The organism is Janthinobacterium sp. 1_2014MBL_MicDiv (genome assembly GCF_001865675.1).
Classification (GTDB): Bacteria; Pseudomonadota; Gammaproteobacteria; order Burkholderiales; family Burkholderiaceae_D; genus Janthinobacterium.
On sequence record NZ_CP011319.1, the window covers coordinates 357,075 to 375,708 of the forward strand.

Annotated in this window: 13 protein-coding genes, 1 tRNA gene and 2 pseudogenes; 6 read left to right on the top strand and 10 right to left on the bottom strand. The window is 65.0% G+C overall.

Translation table 11 applies throughout. The features are described from left to right. Window positions 1–179 precede the first annotated feature (179 nt). A complete protein-coding gene (locus YQ44_RS01565) occupies window positions 180–1,199 on the bottom strand; it encodes an HD-GYP domain-containing protein (RefSeq protein ID WP_071321876.1) in 1,020 nt (339 codons plus the stop codon). Continuing rightward, complete coding sequence (locus YQ44_RS01570; RefSeq protein ID WP_071321877.1) at window positions 1,196–4,549, bottom strand: MHYT domain-containing protein; 3,354 nt, start codon at window positions 4,547–4,549, stop codon at window positions 1,196–1,198. Before YQ44_RS01570 ends, YQ44_RS01565 begins: the two co-directional genes overlap by 4 nt. Before the next feature lie 321 nt (window positions 4,550–4,870). On the opposite strand from YQ44_RS01570, the gene YQ44_RS01575 reads away from it, so the two are divergent. Then, on the top strand, window positions 4,871–5,671 hold the full coding sequence (locus tag YQ44_RS01575) for a class I SAM-dependent methyltransferase (protein ID WP_071326190.1): 801 nt from the start codon (window positions 4,871–4,873) through the stop codon (window positions 5,669–5,671). Window positions 5,672–5,674: 3 nt separating this feature from the next. Here YQ44_RS01575 and YQ44_RS01580 read toward each other — a convergent pair whose 3' ends face one another. The 3 genes from YQ44_RS01580 to YQ44_RS01590 form a co-directional block, all read right to left on the bottom strand. Continuing rightward, window positions 5,675–6,175, bottom strand: a complete 501-nt coding sequence (locus YQ44_RS01580; protein WP_071321878.1) for a hypothetical protein — start codon at window positions 6,173–6,175, stop codon at window positions 5,675–5,677. A gap of 64 nt (window positions 6,176–6,239) precedes the next feature. Next, window positions 6,240–6,986, bottom strand: coding sequence for a M56 family metallopeptidase (locus YQ44_RS01585; protein WP_071321879.1), 747 nt, complete (start codon window positions 6,984–6,986; stop codon window positions 6,240–6,242). Window positions 6,987–6,992: 6 nt separating this feature from the next. Further along, window positions 6,993–7,409, bottom strand: a complete 417-nt coding sequence (locus YQ44_RS01590; protein WP_071321880.1) for a GNAT family N-acetyltransferase — start codon at window positions 7,407–7,409, stop codon at window positions 6,993–6,995. Between the two features lie 144 nt (window positions 7,410–7,553). Between YQ44_RS01590 and YQ44_RS01595 the strand changes: the two genes are divergently transcribed. The 3 genes from YQ44_RS01595 to YQ44_RS01605 all read left to right on the top strand — a co-directional run bounded on the left by YQ44_RS01595 (window position 7,554) and on the right by YQ44_RS01605 (window position 9,199). Then, window positions 7,554–7,946 (top strand): Imm10 family immunity protein, encoded by a 393-nt coding sequence (locus YQ44_RS01595; protein WP_071321881.1) that lies wholly within the window; start codon window positions 7,554–7,556, stop codon window positions 7,944–7,946. Window positions 7,947–8,015: 69 nt separating this feature from the next. Beyond that, complete coding sequence (locus YQ44_RS01600; protein ID WP_071321882.1) at window positions 8,016–8,597, top strand: NnrU family protein; 582 nt, start codon at window positions 8,016–8,018, stop codon at window positions 8,595–8,597. Between the two features lie 14 nt (window positions 8,598–8,611). Then, window positions 8,612–9,199: a GNAT family N-acetyltransferase gene (locus YQ44_RS01605; RefSeq protein ID WP_232251026.1), complete on the top strand. Its 588-nt coding sequence runs from the start codon at window positions 8,612–8,614 to the stop codon at window positions 9,197–9,199. Window positions 9,200–9,349: 150 nt separating this feature from the next. On the opposite strand, the gene YQ44_RS01610 is transcribed toward YQ44_RS01605, so the two are convergent. After that, window positions 9,350–9,436, bottom strand: a tRNA-Leu gene (locus YQ44_RS01610). Window positions 9,437–9,583: 147 nt separating this feature from the next. Between YQ44_RS01610 and YQ44_RS01615 the strand changes: the two genes are divergently transcribed. Then, a complete protein-coding gene (locus YQ44_RS01615; RefSeq protein WP_071321884.1) occupies window positions 9,584–11,554 on the top strand; it encodes an APC family permease in 1,971 nt (656 codons plus the stop codon). Window positions 11,555–11,621: 67 nt separating this feature from the next. Here YQ44_RS01615 and YQ44_RS01620 read toward each other — a convergent pair whose 3' ends face one another. After that, window positions 11,622–12,938, bottom strand: a complete 1,317-nt coding sequence (locus tag YQ44_RS01620) for an enoyl ACP reductase FabMG family protein (RefSeq protein ID WP_071321885.1) — start codon at window positions 12,936–12,938, stop codon at window positions 11,622–11,624. A 275-nt stretch (window positions 12,939–13,213) separates the two neighbouring features. Continuing rightward, window positions 13,214–15,574, bottom strand: coding sequence for a DNA polymerase II (locus tag YQ44_RS01625; RefSeq protein WP_071321886.1), 2,361 nt, complete (start codon window positions 15,572–15,574; stop codon window positions 13,214–13,216). Window positions 15,575–15,728: 154 nt separating this feature from the next. Here YQ44_RS01625 and YQ44_RS01630 point away from each other — a divergent pair, with 154 nt between their 5' ends. Continuing rightward, window positions 15,729–17,408: an AMP-binding protein gene (locus tag YQ44_RS01630; RefSeq protein ID WP_071321887.1), complete on the top strand. Its 1,680-nt coding sequence runs from the start codon at window positions 15,729–15,731 to the stop codon at window positions 17,406–17,408. 99 nt (window positions 17,409–17,507) lie between these two features. On the opposite strand, the pseudogene YQ44_RS29740 reads toward YQ44_RS01630, so the two are convergent. Beyond that, window positions 17,508–17,621 (bottom strand): annotated as a pseudogene (locus YQ44_RS29740) (PEP-CTERM sorting domain-containing protein); the annotation flags it as partial. 93 nt (window positions 17,622–17,714) lie between these two features. Beyond that, window positions 17,715–18,491, bottom strand: a pseudogene (locus tag YQ44_RS01635) (choice-of-anchor A family protein); the annotation flags it as partial. Window positions 18,492–18,634: the final 143 nt, after the last annotated feature.

The following is an 18,634-nucleotide window of genomic DNA, read 5'->3' on the forward strand; positions in this document are numbered from 1 at the left end:
CAAGCGCGTTGGCAGGAAATGCCGGTCTATTTGATGTGCATCAAATTGCATTGTCGCTTGCCAGCCATAATGGAAGCGAACTCCTGGCCCTTCCAGTGGTCTGCATCGGCGTCGACACCATCGTGTTCGACACATCCTTGTGTGACGCAACAACACCGGACGTGGCGGGAGTTCACTCCTCACGCCTGCGCGTGCTTGTCCTCTTTCTCCGCCCAGCGCAGGCGGATGGCGTCGATGGCGGGTAACTGCCCGACGAACAGGTCGACCAGGTGCGCATCGAAATGGCTGCCCTGCTGTTGCTGCAGGTAGGCGACGGCGTCCGTGACGGGCCAGGCGCGCTTGTACGGGCGGGCCGAGGTCAGCGCGTCGAAGACGTCGGCCACGGCGACGATGCGTCCCGCCAGCGGAATGTCCTCTCCCGCCAAACCGCGCGGATAGCCGCTGCCATCCCATTTTTCATGGTGACTGAGGGCAATCTCGTGCGCCAGCGCCAGCATGCCGCCGGGCGCGTGCTGGCCGATGATGTCGGCGCCGATGCCCGCGTGCGTCTGCATGATGGCCCATTCGTCCGCGTCGAGCTTGCCCGGCTTTTGCAGGATGCGGTCGGGGATGCCGATCTTGCCGACGTCGTGCATGGGCGCCGCGTGCAGCAGGTCGTCCGCCTGCGCCTCGTCCATGCCGGCGGCCACGCCCAGCAGGCGCGCGTAATGGCTCATGCGGATCACGTGCAGGCCCGTTTCATTGTCCTTGTATTCGGCGGCCAGGCCCAGGCGCTGGACGATCTGCAGCCGCGTTTCCTTCAACTCGTCGATGCGCACCAGCGACAGGTGGGTGCGCACGCGGGCGCGCACGATGGCGGGGCTGAGCGGCTTGGTGATGTAGTCGACGGCGCCGGCCTCGAAACCGCTGAGTTCGTCGCGCATGTCGTTGAGGGCCGTGACAAAGATGACGGGGATGGCGCGGGTCAGGGCTTCGGCTTTCAGGCGGCGGCAGGCGTCGTGGCCGCTCATGCCGGGCATCATCACGTCGAGCAGGATCAGGGCCGGGCGTTCCTGCCGCGCCAGTTCCAGCGCGCGCGCGCCATCCTTGGCGAACAGCAGCGCGTAGTCGTCCTGCAAGATCTGGCGCAGCAATTGCAGGTTGGCCGCTTCGTCGTCGACGACCAGCAGCAGGGGCTTGTGCGGGCGTGGCACATTCATGGGGACTCCCGTTCGAACGATTGCAGCACGTCGTGCAACAGCGACTGTGCCAGGGAAAAGTCAAAGTCGTCGATGGCGTGCACGAGCGGCGCCAGCCTGGCCGCTTGCGCGCCCATGGCTTGCTGCAGGCGGGCTTGCGCCGCGTCATCGAGTTCGCCGCGCCGCAGGGCTTGCAGCAGCGTGCCGGCCGCTTGCCGCACGGCGGGAATATCGCTGGCGTGCAGCGCCTCGGCCTTGGCGGCGGGCGGCGCCAGTCTGGCGATGGCGGCCAGGGCCGCCGGCCATTGCGTCAGCAGGGCGCCCACGGTTTCATCCCGCTGCTGCGCCGGGGCGGGGCCGGGCGTGGCGCACAGCTGTTCCAGCGTCGCCAGGCTCGCCGCCAGCTGCTCCAGCCCCAGATTGGCCGCCACGCCCCGCAGTTTGTGGCTGAGGGCCAGGATCGGGGCTGGCTCGCCGGCCTCGATGGCGGCCAGCAGCGCCGGCGGCAGGCGCGGATGCTCGCTGGCGAAACGGAGCAGGGCGCCGCGGTAGGCGCTCTCGTTGCCGGCCCAGCGCTGCAGGGCGCCCGCATGGTGCAGCACGCGCCGGCCCGCCGGCGCGGCCGGGCCGGCGCCAGCGTCGGCCGGGTCCGCGTCCAGGCCCAGCACGCGGGCGATTTCATGCGACAGGGCTTGCCATTCGACGGGCTTGGTGGCGAAGCCGTCCATGCCGGCCGCCAGCGCCGCCTTGCGGTGCGCGGCCAGCACGCTGGCCGTCATGGCGATCACGGGCACGCGCGCACGGCCGTCGCGCAGGGCGGCGGCGCGGATCGCCTGCGTGGCGGCCAGGCCATCCATGCGCGGCATTTGCAAGTCCAGCAGCAGCACGTCGAAATCGTGCTGCTGCGTCATCTGCAGGGCCAGTTCGCCATCGCTGGCCGTTTCCACCGTATGGCCGCGCTTGCGCAACAGCAAGCACAGCAGTTCCAGGTTTTGCGGCACGTCGTCGGCGGCCAGCACGCGCAGCGGCGGCAGGTGCACGCTGCGCCGTTCGCTGGCGGGCAGCGCCTGCTGGCGCGCCGGTGCCAGCGGCAGCATCACGTGAAATACACTGCCGTGCGGCAAGGCGGCATCGGCCCAGATGCTGCCCTGCATCAGGGTCACCAGCTGCTTGCTGATGGTGGTGCCCAGGCCCGTGCCGCCATAGCGCCGCGTGGTCGAGGCGTCCGCCTGCACGAACGGTTCAAAGATGGCGTCGCGGCGCTCGGCGGCGATGCCGATGCCGCTGTCCTGCACCAGCAGGTGCAGCTGGCCATTGTCGCGGCGGGCGGCCAGGCTGACGGCGCCGCTGGCCGTGAACTTGATGGCGTTGTCGAGCAGGTTGCCCAGCACTTGCCGCATGCGCAATTCATCGCCATGCAGCAGGGCCGGCAGTTGCGGGTCGTACTGCACCTCCATGCGCAAGCCCTTGGCGCGCGCATGGATGCCGTACGTGGAAGCGAGTTCGTCGACCAGGGCCAGCAGGCTGTAGTCGCGCAGTTCCAGCGCCACCGCGCCTTTGTCCAGCTTGGCCGTGTCGAGCACTTCATTGAGCAGGCGCAACAGCGAGCGCCCGGACTGGCGCACCGTGTCCAGGTGGCGCCGCTGTTCCGGCGTCAGCGGCGAGTCCAGCAGCACGTCCGTGAAGCCGAGGATGGAATTCATCGGCGTGCGGATCTCATGGCTCATGTTGGCGACAAAGCTGGCCCGCGTGGCGGCCGCCAGCTCGGCTTTTTCCTTGGCCATGCGCAAGTCTTCCTCCATTTGCCGGCGCTCGCTGATGTCGAGGATGACGCCGTCGACCCAGCGCGCGGCCGCTACCGGATCGTGTACGACGGTGCCGCGTTCCCACAGCCAGCGCAGGCGGCCATCCGCGTGCTGCAGCCGGTATTCGAGCAGGTAGGGTTCGCCGCTGGCGACGCTGCGGTTGAAGACGTCGACCACGTAGGCGCGGTCTTCGACGGCGATCAGGCCCGTGATGGTGCGGCGCGGCGTGGCGCCGAGGAAGTCGGCCGGCGCATAGCCGGTGATGGCTTCCACGCCGTCGCTGATGAACAGCATGGGCTGGTTTTCTGCCGTGGTGCAGCGGAACGCGATGCCGGGCAGGTTGCCGACCAGCGAGCGCAACTGCTGTTCGCTTTCGCGCAGGGCGGCCAGCATGGCGCGCCGTTCGCTGATGTCCGTAATGAACAGCACATACAGGTCCTGGTCGGCCAGGCGCGCGCTGGCCATCGAGCGCTGCACGGCCACCGGGGCGCCATCCTTGCGCAGGTACACGATTTCCTCGCTGGCGTGGACGGCCTCGCCTTCGCCCGTGCGCAGGTAGTGCAGCAAGCCGTGCCGCTCGGACTCGCGCACATCGCTGACCAGCACGCTGACGTGGCGGCCGAGAATATCGGCCTGGCGCCAGCCGAGGATGCGCTCGGCGGCGCCGTTGAAGTCGACGATGTTGCCCGCCCTGTCGATGGTGATGACGCCGTCGACGGTGCTCGTCAGCAGGGAACGCGTCCAATTTTCGCTCTGGTTCAGGTGGCGGAACAGTTCCCGGTAGCGCAGCACGCCCACGGCCGAGGCGACGAAGATGGTCAGGGCGACGGTGAGCAGGGTCACGCAGACCACGAGCATGGGGCGGTTCGCATCGGCATCGTTGCCAGGAGGAATAGTGCCGACGAAGCGGGCCGCATACATGCCCATGTAATGCATGCCAGAAATTGCGCTGCCCATGACGCAGGCGCTGATCAGGTTGCGCTGCGACGGCCCCAGGGCCGCGCTCCAGCCGCGCAGGCCGAAGCGTATCCACAGGGCCAGCGTGGCCAGCACGACGGCAACGAGCAAGGACAGTGCGAACAGCAGCGGCTCGTAGCGCAGCGACAGGCCGACGCGCATGGCGTGCATGCCCGTGTAGTGCATGGCGCCGATGCCCAGGCCCACCAGCAGCCCGCTGCGCAGCAGCAGCGGCGCCGAGACGGCGCGCCGGCTGATGGTGGACAGGGCCACGAACGAGGCCGCCACGCTGGGCACGATCGACAGCAGGGTCAAACCCGGGGCATAGTCGACGCTGGTGCACAGGTCGAAGGCCAGCATGCCGACGAAATGCATGGCCCACACGCCGCAGCCGAGGGCCAGGCTGCCGGCCAGCAGGCACAGCAGATGCAGCTGGCGGCTGATGCTGGCCTGCGCGCGGCTGTAGACCGTCATCTGGAAGGCCATCCACGACGTGAAAATGGCGATCACGACGGACAGCAGCACGAGGCCCGGCTCATACAGGCCGAAGTGCAGCAGGGCCGGATCGGCGGGAAGGCGGAACAGCTGTTGGACGCTGGCAGGTATCATCGTAGGCAGACTGGTAGAGCGTCGTGGCGCTGGAATCAAGGTACGGCAAGGTTCGGGGCCGGTCGCCGCGACAGGTGGTCGGGTGGCCGATGCGGATTACCTTACCAGATTTCCGGAAACAAATATCTTAATTGTAATTATTTTGTCTGTCGTGCAATGCATCCGACGGCTGGAAAGTGGCGTACCCGCCTTGCCGTGCCCATGGAATTGCCGTGTCGGGAGGAAAGTTGCAACTGGGAATTGTGTGGTTTTTCTGCAAAGTGCGACAGGCGCGCCGCCGTCATGCTACATTCGCGCCCTGTTTTTTCTGAAAGGATGACGATGCCCTCAAGCAGCAACTTCTTGCAGCATAATCAGCAAGCCTGGGATGCCCAGGCTGCACAGAACAGCCCGTGGTCGCAGCCCGTCGACAGCGCCACCATCGCCGCGGCGCGCGCCGGGCAGTGGCAAATCCACCTGACGCCCGGTCCCCTGCCGGCCGGCTGGCTGGGCGACGTGCGGGGCCAGCGCATCCTGTGCCTGGCCGGCGCCGGCGGGCAGCAGGCGCCCGTGCTGGCCGCCGCCGGGGCGCACGTGACCGTCTTCGACCTGTCTGACCAGCAACTGGCGAAAGACCGCATGGTGGCCGAGCGCGACGGCTTGCAGCTGGCCACCGTGCAGGGCGACATGCGCGACCTGGCCTGCTTTGCCGATGCCGGTTTCGATGTCATCGTCCATCCCGTGTCGAACCAGTATGTGCCCGACATCGCCCCCGTGTGGCGCGAATGCGCGCGCGTGCTGGCCGATGGCGGCGTGCTCTTGAGCAGCTTTTTCAATCCGGCCGTGTTCATCGGCGACCGCGACCCGCAATGGGCGCGGCAGGGCTTGATACGCCCGCGTTTTGTGGTGCCGTATTCGGACGTGGAGGATATGGCGCCGGACGCGCTGGCGGCGCGCATGGAGAGGGGCGAGGCGCTGCTCTTCGGCCATGGCCTGGACAGCCAGATCGGCGGCCAGCTGGCGGCGGGCTTCGTGCTGGCGGGCTACCACGAGGAAATGCATCCCCACCCGCGTTTTGAAATTGAAAAGTACCTGCCCAGCTTTATCGCCACGCGCGCCGTCAGGCTGGCGCGCGCGGCGTAGGTGTTAATTGTAGGGCTGCAGATCGAGCCAGACGGCGTATGACAAACGCTTGCCATTCCACAGTCCGCCGCCGCGGATGACGGCGTCGCACGAGGTCAGCTGGCCCACCAGGTCCTGGCGGCCCAGGTTGCGGCGCAGGCGCAGCGCGTCGTTGTGCGACAGGTAGCCGACCAGCTGGCCATCGATGAAGACGGCGATGGCCTTGTCCTGGAACGGGTTGGCGTCATCGCAAACGAGCAGGGCCAGGCATTTTTCTTCCGCGTTGCCGGGGCCGTGCTCGCCGGCCAGCTTGGCGATGGCGGGCTGGTACATCGATTCGTTTTCCACTTCCGAGGCAAAGCGGCCGCCATCGCTCCAGTGGTGCGCCGGTGCGCCCGCAGGTATCGCCGGCACGTACTGGCGCACCGAGACGAGTGGCTTGTGCAGCGGTTTGACGGGCGTGCGGCCGCTGAAGACGTAGTACAGCAGGGCGATGACGATCACGATGGCAAGCAGGTAAAGCATGGTATCTCTCTGATTTCTGATGGGGAAGCCGGGGGCGCGGGCGTACTGCGCGCCGCTGCCGCTACTATAGCAAGTTCGCCGCCTGCTTCCGGGTAAATCTGGCCATCAGGTGGCGGCGCCGGCGCAGTGCGCGCGGGTCGTTCAGCACGATGGGCGAGGCGCCCGTCAAGCCCGAATAATACTGGCCGTGCCGGCGCAGGACGGCGGCATAGTCGCGCGGCGCGTGGCCCTGCGCCAGCATGCGCGCGTCGCAATCGACTTCGATGGCAAAGCGCAGCCGGTGCAACTGCCACCACAGGGGCAGGTTCCACGGCATGAGGATAATCAGGGCGTAGGCCAGGGCCAGCCATTGCGGGTCGCGCGCGGCCAGCCGGCATTGCTCATGCGCCAGCAGCAGCGCCTGTTGCTGCTGCGGAATCAGCGACAGCCAGACGGGCATCACGATGCGCGGGCGCAGCAGGCCCGCCACGCAGGGACCGATGCCGCCGCTGAGGAAGACGGGCGCGCCCAGCAAGCTGGTTTTTTGCCAGCGCCGCTGGTGCGACAGCAGCCAGATGCTGCGCAGCGCCAACATCAGCAGCATGCCGCCCGATAACATGAACCAGCCCAGTTTCAGCTGCGACTGTGCCGGCGGCAGGGCCGCCAGCACGCCGGGCAGCCATGGCAGCGGCAGCAGCACCGACGCGGCCATCGCCGCCAGCCACGGCCAGCGCGTCTGGCGCCCGCGCCGTTGCAGCGCGCGCTCGGCCCGCCAGGCGCCGGCCGACAGCAGCAGTGCCAGCGCGAGTGTGCACAGCAGCCAGACCGGCATCGGCGCCTAGCGCTTCAGCGCCATGCCGACGGAGGCGGGCGCCGTGTGCTTGAAGCCGAACTGCGCGTACAGGTCTTGCGCCTGGCCATCGGCAATCAGGCTGACATACGCGCTTTCCGGCACGTCGCTGTCGATGAACTGGCGGATTTCGCGCATGATCAGCTTGCCCAGGCCCTTGCCCTGGTGGGCCGGCAGCACGGCGATATCAACCACCTGGAAGAAGCAGCCGCCATCGCCGATGACGCGCCCCATGCCGACCACCTCGTCCCCATGCAGCACTTGCACGGCAAACAGGGAATTGGGCAAGCCCCTGGCTGCGGCGGTCGCGGTCTTCGCGCTCAGGCCGGCGGAAACGCGCAGGTGCTGGTAGGTGGCGGCCGAGGGAATGGCCAGGCGGGTGGTGTAGGGCGATGCTGCGCTCAAGGCGGTCTCCTGTGAATTCGTGGTAACGGCAATTATAGGCGGCGATCGCCGCCAGGGGCGGCACGCTTTATTTGGCGCGGGTATTCTGTCCGCGTCGCTTTTGCGCTATGGTGGCGCCATCCACCCATTTGTTGAAAGCACGCCATGTCCGCAGGATTTACCGCCACCGAGTTGTCCGTCGTCAATGAAGACGACGCCCTGATCACCACCCTGGCCGCGCCGGCCGGCAAGGGCGAGCCCGTCTACCTGATGCTGCAGCGCGCCGATGACTACGACGAGCAGGACGTGGCGCTGGGCATGGACGAGCCGTATATCGAGTACTGCGGCCAGGAGTTCGCGTGGTATGGCCACATGCACGCCGTGATCCTGCATCCGAACCGCCTGTCCGTGCAGATGGATGCGGAAGCGGCCATGCAGATGGACGACGACGGCCAGATCGACGTGCGTTTCAACTTGACGCCCGAGCGCTACGCCCAGCTGCAGCAGGCGCTGCGCACCACGTTCGAGGGCTGCGACTACTATCGCGAGGAACGTTGATCTGCGTGGACGGCGCCGGTCGCGGTGTCGTCTAGGATCGCTAGAAGGTAGGGACTGGGGGAGAAGACGATGACTGTGCTGATACTCGGTTTGCTGTTGTTCCTGGGCTTGCACTCGGTGCGCATCGTTGCCGACGGCTGGCGCGGCGCCCAGCTGGCCCGCCTGGGCGAGCGGCGCTGGAAGGGCGTCTATTCGCTGCTGGCCCTGCTGGGCCTGGGCTTGATCGTCTGGGGCTACGCCCTGGCGCGCCAGCAGCCGCTCGCCTTGTGGATGCCACCGATGGGCTTGCGCCACGTCAGCGGCCTGCTGATGCTGTTTTCGCTGATACTGCTGGCGGCGGCGAATGTGCCGCGCAACCGCATCAAGACGCTCGTGCACCACCCCATGCTGCTGGGCACGCAACTGTGGGCCGTCGCCCATCTGCTGGCCAATGGCACCTTGGCCGATGTGCTGCTGTTCGGCGCTTTCCTCGTCTGGTCGTCGGTCGACCTGTATTCCGCCGTGCAGCGCGACCGCGCGGCCGGCGCCGCATACGAGGGCGGCACGCTGAAAGGCACCCTGGCCGCCATCGGCGCCGGTGTCGCGCTGTGGCTGCTGCTGGCATTCTGGCTGCACGGCGTGCTGTTTGGCGTGCGGCCGTTTGGCTATTGAGGAGGAGGAAAAAAATGGATCCAGCGATGGAAATCGCCTTGCGCGGCCAGCTGGTCGAGCTGCTGCCGCTGCAGCCCGGACACGGGCCACAGCTGCTGCAGGCGGCCGCCGATGGCGAGTTATGGAACATGACCGTCACCGTCGTGCCCGGCCCCGACAGCATGGCGCGCTACATCGCCACGGCCATCGAAGGCCGGCGCGCCGGCACGGTCATGCCCTTCGTCATCGTGCAGCGCGCCACAGGGGCTATCGTCGGCAGCACGCGCTTCTGGAAGATCGACCGCGCCAACCGCAAGATGGAAATCGGCCACACCTGGCTGGCTGCCTCGGCGCAGCGCTCGGGCGTGAACACGGAAGCGAAATTGCTGCTGCTGACGCACGCCTTCGATGCCATGCACGCCGTGCGCGTGCAATTGACCACCGACGAACTGAACGAGAAATCGCGCGCCGCCATCCTGCGCCTGGGCGCCGTGCAGGAAGGCATCGTGCGCCACGAACGCATCATGCCCGACGGCCGCAAGCGCAATTCCGTGCGTTTCAGCATCATCGATACGGAGTGGGCGGGCGTGAAGGCGGCCCTGGAGCACCGGCTGGGGCGCTGACAAGTTCAGGGTATTGCCGGATATGGCAAGTACAAGCGGGGAGACGGTTCTGGCGTGGTGCCGAACGCTTATCGACAGTGTTTTGCGGAACACGCATTAAATTGCGGGACAAAACAAAACGGCCCTCAATCGTGAGAGCCGCATGTTGAATGGTGCCGGGAGCCGGAATCGAACCGGCACGCTGTTTCCAGCGCGGGATTTTGAGTCCCGTGCGTCTACCTATTCCGCCATCCCGGCAACGCGAGACGCATTATCACTGATTTGTCACAATCCGGCAAGTTTTTTGCTTGGCGTGTGTTTTGCATAAGCTTCCGCAATGCTTGTTTGCGGGTATGATCGGCGGTATTCCAAGCCCGATGCCGGCGCCGCAGGCCGGCCTGACGCATGAGACACAAGAAGATACGCGAAATTATCCTCGGCAAGCCGCTCGACCCGATGAAGGTCGAGACGCGCCATTCGATGGCGCTGGTGGCGTTCCTGGCGTGGGTGGGACTGGGCGCCGACGGCCTGTCCTCGTCGGCGTATGGCCCCGAGGAAACCTTCCGCGCGCTGGGCGAGCATGCGCACCTGGGCCTGTACCTGGCGCTGGCCACGGCCGTCACCGTCTTCATCATCGCGCTGGCCTACAACCAGGTGATCGAGCTGTTTCCCACGGGCGGGGGCGGCTACCGCGTGGCCACCAAGCTGGTGGGGCCGTACATGGGCCTCATTTCCGGCTGCGCGCTGATCCTCGACTACGTGCTGACGATCGCCATCTCGATCGCCTCGGGCGTCGATGCGCTGGCCTCGTTCCTGCCGCTGGGCTTCCAGCCCTACAAATTGTGGGCCGAGATGTTTTTCATCGGCTTGCTGATCATCATGAACTTGCGCGGGCTCAAGGAAGCGATCCAGATCCTGCTGCCCATCTTCATCGGCTTCGTCATCACGCACTTGGTGCTGATCGTCTACGGCGTCATCGCGCACGCTTCGCACTTGCCCGAATTGCTGCCCGTGACCATGGCCGAGACGAAGGCGCTGGCCGGCAGCATCGGCTGGGCCGGCGTGGCCGGCATGCTGCTGCTCGCCTATTCGCAGGGCGGCGGCACCTACACGGGCCTGGAAGCCGTCTCGAACAACGTCAACCTGCTGGCCGAACCGCGCGTGCGCACCGGCAAGATCACCATGCTCTACATGGCGCTGTCGCTGGCCTTCACGGCGGGCGGCATCATCCTGCTGTACCTGCTGTGGAACGCCACGCCCACGCCGGGCGAGACCCTGAACGCGTCGACCTTCAAGACCATCATCGCCAGCATGGGCCTGGGCGGCGAGATGCTCAACCAGGCGCTGCTGGTGATCGTGCTGGCCTTCGAGGCGGGCCTGCTGTTCGTCGCCGCCAACACGGGTTTCCTGGGCGGACCGTCCGTGCTGTCGAACATGGCGGCCGATTCCTGGGTGCCGCACAAGTTCCGCTACCTGTCGACGCGCCTCGTCACGCAGAACGGCATCGTCGTGATGGGCGTGGCGGCGCTGGCCATCCTGTTCTGGACGGGCGGCAGCGTGACCCTGCTGGTGGTGCTGTATTCGATCTCCGTCTTCCTGACCTTCGCCATTTCCCTGTTCGGCCTGTGCCTGTACTGGCTGCGCAACCGCGTGCCGGGCACGCACTGGCTGCGCCGCCTGCTGCTGTCGCTGGTCGGCTTCATCATCTGCGCCGGCATCCTGGTGATCTTGCTGTACGAGCGCTTCATGCAGGGCGGTTGGGCCACGGTGCTGATCATCGCCGCCATCGCGGCCCTGTGCATCGCCATCCGCCGCCATTACCGGCGCACCAAGCAGGCGATTTTGCAAGTGGACGAAGTCTTCGCGCACCAGCCGTTCGGCGCGAACACGGACCCCATCGTGCCGCTCGAGCCGGAGCCGGAAGCGCAGACGGCCGTGTTCATCGTCGGCACCTCGCGCGGCGGCGGCCTGCACGCGCTGCTGTGGGTGCAGCGCATGTTCCCTGGTCATTTCAAGAATTTCTTGTTCGTCAATGCGCGCACCGTCGATTCGCACGCGTATGGCGGCGAGGGGGCGATGGCGCAGATGCGCCAGGAAGCGGCCGACACGCTGGAATTCTTCGTCGACTTTTGCCACAGCCACGGCATGGCATCCTCGTCCTACCTGGGCTTCGGCACGGACGCCGTCGATGAAATCACGAAACTGTGCGAAGCCATCAACGAGGAATTTCCCAATTCAATCTTTTTCACCAGCAAGCTGATTTTCACCACCGATAACTGGACCACGCGGGTGCTGCACAACCAGGCTTCGCTGGCCGTGCAGCGCAGGCTGCACCTGGAAGGCTTGCAGATGGTGATACTGCCGATGAAAGTATAAACGCCGCCCCAGGCGCAAGTGCGAGGCACAGGCGCGGGACGGCGTTGTCGGTGCGGCAGGACTAGATTCAGTTATGTACCGAGTTCAGCTGGCGCGCGATGATGTCGTGGTTGAGCCAGATGACGGGCGCTTGCGGTTCCGACATGGCGTGGAACATCAGCGGGCCCGTGCCTTCCAGCACCAGCGAGCTCAGGTGGTCAGTGATCAGTTCCTTGCGGTCCTTGTGCAGCTTGGTGATGTCGTCCGAGGTGCCGATCATGACTTCGGCCAGCTCCGGCGTGTTGTCCATCGGCCAGGCGGCGAAGTTGCGGAACTGCACGCTGGTGGCGTCGCCATTGTAGGCGGCGATACGGTCGAGCAAGTCTTGCAGCGAGACGCCGTCTTCCAGCAAGCCCTGGCAGATTTTCCACTGTTCTTCGGCCCAGGCCGCGCCGCCTTCTTTTTTCAGCGCGTCGAGCAGGGGGAACAACGACAGCTCCACGCCGACGAAAATGTCGGACGAGTTGGTGCGGATTTCCGGGCAGTTGAAGACGGTGGCCTTGATGCCTTTTTCCCACGCGGCCTTGGCCACGTTTTCCAGGCGCATCTTGGCCAGGCCTTGCGTGTAGTTGCTATACGTTTGCCACTGGTACTTGCCGTCGATCAAGATCTCGGTGCCGTGGTAGCCGTAGGCGCTGTAGCGCACCTGGCCGCCCGTTTGCTCGATGCGGGCGCGGATGGCGGCACTGCCGTCGATCAGGTGCTGCAGGGTGTTGGCCGTGACTTCGTCGAAGTTCATCAGGATCAGCTTGCCCAGGTCGCTGTCGAGCAGGGCGCGTGAGGACATGAAGCGCTCGCCGCGGCCCTTGTAGATGCGGTTGGCGATGGCGAGGAAGACTTTGACCTTCGGAATGCCGCCGGCCATGGTGTGGGCGAAATACACATTGCTGCCGTCAGGAATCAGGCTGTCCAGCTCTGCCATGGCTTTCGCCACGGATGCGCTGAAGCGGGCGATGCCGGCTTCGCGGCAGCGTTCGATCTGTGCCCAGTCCAGCTTGTCTTCTTGCCAGCTTTTCAGCGTCATGTCGGCCAGCAGGGCCGTCGGCGTCGGTTCGCCGGCTGGCGCGTCGAGGTCGAAACCGGCCATCAGCGGCACGTTGATGATGCGGCCGCCCAGGTTGGCTTCGGCTTCCGCCAGCTCTTCCGCGTTCAGCGGACGCAGCGCCATGTTTTCATCGCGGCGGCCGACCGTCATGCCGACGATATTCATGCCCGCCTTGCGCGCTTCGTCCAGCAAGCCATTTACATAGCCGCGGCCGAACAGCTCGCCGAACAGCACAAAGGTGTCGCCCTTGCGGAAGATATTTTTTTGCGGGATGTCTCTTAAGGACGTGATCTCGGTCATGGTGTCAATTCATTCAAAAATTAGCAGGGCAGGTGGCTGATGCTGCTGCCCGCTGGTTCAACATAGTTGTAAATTATGCGCCATTTCAGTGGGAAAAATCATGTTGCGAACGATTCTCGTCTGGAACGGCATCTTCTTCTGCGGTGGAGCTCTTATTCTTTCGCCATGGCGTATTTTACGCTGCCGCCGCGCGCAACGCCCGCGGACAGGGCCAGACTACGTCCGGCAGGCGCCGATATTACCTCAGCTTGGCAGTGCTGGTCAGCAAAATTGATCTAAAACAAATCCTGCTGCCCCGACACCAGGCGCGAAAAGTCGTCGCCGAGGAAGGGCAGGATCGCATCGGCCACCGGCTGCAGCTGGCGCGTCAGGTAGTGGTGGTAGTCGATGGGCGAGCGCTGCGTTTCCAGCGGTTCCGGCCCTGCCACCGTGATCACATAGCTGATCCAGCCGCCATTCTGGTATTGCAGCGGCCGGCCCTGCGCCAGGTTGTAGGCGTCGGCCGTGCGCGCCGCGCGCACGTGGGGCGGCACGTTGCGCTGGTAATCGTCGAGCGGGCGGCGCAGCCGCTTGCGGTAGACCAATAAAGCGTCGAATTCGCCGCGCACGGTGCGCGCCACGTAGTCGCGCACATAGTCCTGGTAGGCGGCGCGCTGGAAGATGCGCAGGTACAAGGCTTGCTGGAATTGCTGCGCCAGCGGCGTCCAGTCGCTGCGCACCGTTTCCAGTCCCTTGTAGACCATCTGCTCGCTGCCGTCCGGCTTGCCCACCAGGCCCGCGTAGCGTTTCTTGCTGCCCTCTTCCGAGCCGCGGATGGTGGGCATCAGGAAGCGCCGGTAATGCGTCTCGAACTCGAGTTCCAGCGCATTTTCCAGGCCGAATTCCTCGCGCAGATACTGGTCCCACCAGGCGTTCACATGCGTCACCAGGGCGCGGCCGATCTTGCCCGCCTCTTCATCCGTATGCGCGGTTTTCAGCCACACGAAGGTGGAATCCGTGTCGCCATAGATGACCTGGTAGCCTTGCTGCGTGATCAGCTCGCGCGTGCGGTGCATGATGTCGTGGCCGCGCAGGGTGATCGACGACGCCAGGCGCGGGTCGAAGAAGCGGCAGCCGCTCGATCCGAGCACGCCGTAAAACGCGTTCATGATGATTTTCAGCGCTTGCGACAGCGGCGCGTTGCGCTCGCGCTTGGCCACTTCGCGGCCCTGCCACACCTGTTCCACGATGGCGGGCAGGCAGTGCTTGACGCGCGAAAACTGCGCGCCCCGGTAGCCGGGCACGGTTTCCGCCTCATCGCCGCGCGTGCCCACGACCAGGCCCACGGGGTCGATCAAAAAGGTGCGGATGATGGACGGGTACAGGCTTTTGTAGTCGAGCACCAGCACGGAATCGTACAGGCCCGACTGCGAATCCATGACGAAGCCGCCCGGGCTGTTGTCGCCGGAGACGTCGCCCAGGTTGGGCGCCACATAGCCTTGGCGGTGCATCAGCGGCAGGTACAGGTGTTCGAAGGCGGCCACGGAGCCGCCGCTGCGGTCGGCCGCCAGCCCCGTCACGCTGGCCCGCTCCAGCAAGAAGGTCAGCAGTTCGGTTTTCGCAAAGATGCGCGTGACCAGCTCGCAATCCTTGAGGTTGTAGCGGGCCAGCGCCGGCTTGTCTTCGCGGAAACGCCGGTCGATCTCGGCCATGCGCTGGTAGGGATTGTCGATGGACTTGCCTTCGCCCAGGAGCGTCTGCGCCACGTTTTCCAGGCTGAACGAGGAAAAATTCCATGTCGCCGATTTTAACGCTTCGATGCCGTCGATGATCAGCCGGCCCGCGGCGGCGGCAAAGTAATGCTCTTGCTTGCCGCCATGCTCGCGCCATTCCATGACGGCGCCCTCGCGTCCCAGCTTCAGGGGTATGTTGTAGCGCTCGGCATGTTCCCTGAGCACGCGCAAGTCGAACTGCACCAGGTTCCAGCCGATGATGGCGTCCGGGTCGTGTCGTTCCATCCATGTGTTCAGGCGCTCAAGGATCTGTGCGCGGCTGTCGCAGTATTCGAGGTCGAAGTCGGGCACCTGAGCGTCGCCGTTTTTCGGCCCCAGCATGTAGACCTGGCGCTGGCCGCAGCCTTCCAGGGCCAGCGAAAACAGTTCGCCATGGGCCGTCGTCTCGATGTCGAGCGACACCAGTTTCAGGGCGGGACGGTAGCCGGGCGCCGGTTTCAGCTGCACTTCCTGCAGCGGGTCGCCGCTGAACGACACGGGCGCCGTGATGAAGCGTTCCATCAGGTAGCGCTCGGAAGGCCGGATGTCGGCTTCGTAGACGTCGACGCCATGCGCGCGCAGCTGTTTTTCCAGCTTCAGCAAGTGGCGGTACTGCTTGCAGTACAGGCCCAGCACGGGACGGTGATGGAAGTCGGACAGGGACAGGGGCCGCAGCTCCACATGGCGTTCGCCGCGCAGCAGCAATTCCGCTTGCGCGCGCTGTTCCATGGGGATAAAGGCGACGGCCGTCTGCACGGGCAGGCGCACGTGGCGGGGCCCGGCATCCGTCGCCAGCCACAGATCGACCTCCGTGCCGGCGCGCGTGTCGCGCCAGTGGCGGGTGAGGATAAAGCCCTGTTCGGGAGGGGGTGCTGTGCTGTCCATGCCTGTCGTGTGTGTAGCGTGCCCCCGGTAGTGTGGCACCGGCCTGCACATTACAGCAAGCCGGCACAGGACGGGTGCGTATGCGGCTATAATTTTTGCTATCGATGTCTATCACCATAACAAGAGCGCGTCGCGCCACCAGCCTGGAGACGGTATGCAAGCAATGAGTTATGTACACGGCGCCCACGAGACGCCGTTGATCGGGGAAACCATCGGCGCCTACCTGGACGGCATCGCGGCCCGCTACGGCCAGCACGACGCCCTCATCGTGGCGCACCAGAACGTGCGCTGGACGTACGCCGAATTCCAGCAGCGCGTGCACCGGCTGGCCGCCGGCTTGCTGAAGCTGGGCTTGCAGCCGGGCGAGCGCATCGGCATCTGGTCGCAAAACTGCGCGGAATGGGTGCTGACCCAGTTCGCCACGGCAAAGGCCGGTTTGATCATGGTCAATATCAATCCCGCCTACCGGCGTTCGGAACTCGAATACGTGCTCGACAAGGTGCAGTGCAGCGCGCTGATCCTGTCGCCCAGCTTCAAGTCCAGCGACTACCTGGCCATCGTGCAGGACGTGGTGCCGGAAATCGCCCGTACGCGTGCCGGCGCCCTGCAGTCGCCGCGCCTGCCGCAATTGCGCCACGTCATCCGCCTGGGCGCGGCCGCCACGCCAGGCATGCACAACTTCGACGCCTTGATGGACGGCATCACCGAGGCCGACCTGGCGCACCTGGAAGACATCAGCGCCACCTTGCAGTTTGACGACGCCGTCAACATTCAGTTCACTTCCGGCACCACGGGCGCGCCCAAGGGCGCCACCTTGACGCACCACAACATCCTGAATAACGGCTTTTTCATCGGCGAAGCCATGCGCCTGACGCAACAGGACCGCTTGTGCATCCCCGTGCCCCTGTACCATTGCTTCGGCATGGTGCTGGGCAACCTGGCCTGCGTCACGCACGGCGCGGCCATGGTGTACCCGGGCGAAGGCTTCGACCCGAAGGCCGTGCTCGAAACGGTGCAGGCCGAGCGCTGCACGGGGCTGCATGGCGTGCCGACCATGTTCATCGCCATCCTCGACCATCCCGATTTCAAGCAATACGATCTGTCGAACTTGCGCACCGGCATCATGGCCGGCTCGCCATGCCCGATGGAAGTCATGACGAGGGTCATCGAGCTGATGCACATGGCGGAAATCACCATCGCGTATGGCATGACGGAAACGTCGCCCGTCAGCTTCCAGACGTCCATCGACGACCCGCGCGAGATGCGCGTCTCGTCCATCGGCCGCGCGCATCCGCACCTGGAAGTGAAGATCATCGACGCGGAAGGGCGCATCGTGCCGCGCGGCGAGAAAGGGGAGCTGCTGACGCGCGGCTATTCCGTCATGCAGGGCTACTGGGGCGACGCGGAAAAGACGGCCGAAGCCATCGACACGGCGCGCTGGATGCACACGGGCGACCTGGCCGTGATCGATGAGAACGGCTTTTGCAGCATCGTCGGCCGCTCGAAGGACATGGTGATACGTGGCGGCGAAAACATCTATCCGCGCGAAGTCGAGGAATTCCTGTACCGCCACCCGAGCGTGCTCGACGTGCAATGCGTGGGCGTGCCCGATGCCAAGTATGGCGAGGAGCTGTGCGCCTGCATCATCCTGCGTCCCGGCACGCAGGCCACGAGCGAGGATATCCGCGCCTTCTGCGATGGCCAGATCGCGTACTACAAGATTCCCCGCTACGTGCGCTTCGTCGAGGAATTCCCCATGACGGTGACGGGCAAGATCCAGAAATACTTGCTGCGAAAACAGGTGGCGACGGATCTGGGCCTCGGTACGGACTAAGCGCGGCGGCCGTAGGCGCGGTTACTTTCCTGTCGCACATAAAAAAACACCGGGACGCTCGCGCGGCCCGGTGTTTTTTTTAGTGATGCAGTGTAAAGCTTAGGCCATCGCGGCCTGCGGTGCGCGCGCTGGCGTGCGGCGGCGCATGAAGGCGAGCAAGCCCAGGCCGGCCAGCAGCATGGCGTAGGTGCCTGGTTCCGGCACGGGCGACACGTTCACGGTGTTGAAGCCGGAACCGTTCATCGACACATGGCCATTGCCGGCGATGACCGAATTGGCGATCAGCGTGCCGTTCAGGCTGCCCGAACCCGAAAACGTGCTTTTCGGCGCCAGGATGCTGCCCGTCACGCCGGCATTGGTCAGGCTGGTGCTGGTGGCGTTGGCGAAGTTATACAGCGTGCGGTCGGCATAGTTGCTGAAGTTGTCGAAGCCGCCGCTCATGATGATTTCGCTGGCCGTGCCGTTGATGATGATGCTGGCCGTGCTTTTCAGCGACGACAGGTCCAGCGTCAGGTTGTGCAGGTTCGTTGCATCGATATTGAAGATGTTCACGTCGGCGTTGATGTCGCCCACCAGCTTGAAGCCGCCGTATTGCGAGATCACGGTGCCGGTCGATTGCAGCTTGGCCACGTCGCCCGACAGGGTCGTCAGTTGTTGCTTGGCAGCAGCGAAGTCCAGCGTGGACGCGTTGCCCTTGCTGATGTTGCCGGTTGGGAACCATTGTGGCGCCGTCAACGTGGCGTTGGGATTGCTCACGCCATACACGGCCGAACCGTTGATGGTGCCCCAACCCGTGTTCAGGTTGCCGCCGGCGACGATGGTCGTGGCGCTGCTGGTGGCGTTCTTGTTCGTGCCGACAGAGTAGTTGTTCAGGTAAATGTTGCCACCGGCGGCCAGGCTGCCGCCAACGCTGGTAAAGCCGCTCGTTGCGCTATTGCCGATATTGCCAAAGATGAAGGCCGAGTAGCCGTTCGCGACGCCGAGGTCAACGACGGTCGCCTGGGCCGATGCGCTGAACGCCATGGCGAACAGGGCGGCGCTGATGAGCGGGAGGGAGCGAGCTGCAAAGGACATCGATTTCATGTGGACTTTCAAAGTATAGATTGGACGGATAGGCGGGAAAGCAAGGACACCGCCATCACGCTGGCCATCATTATAATCTAAAAAACAATTTTAGTTCAATTTATGTAATTAACTATATTTTAAAGCAACACTTTTCCCGCTTC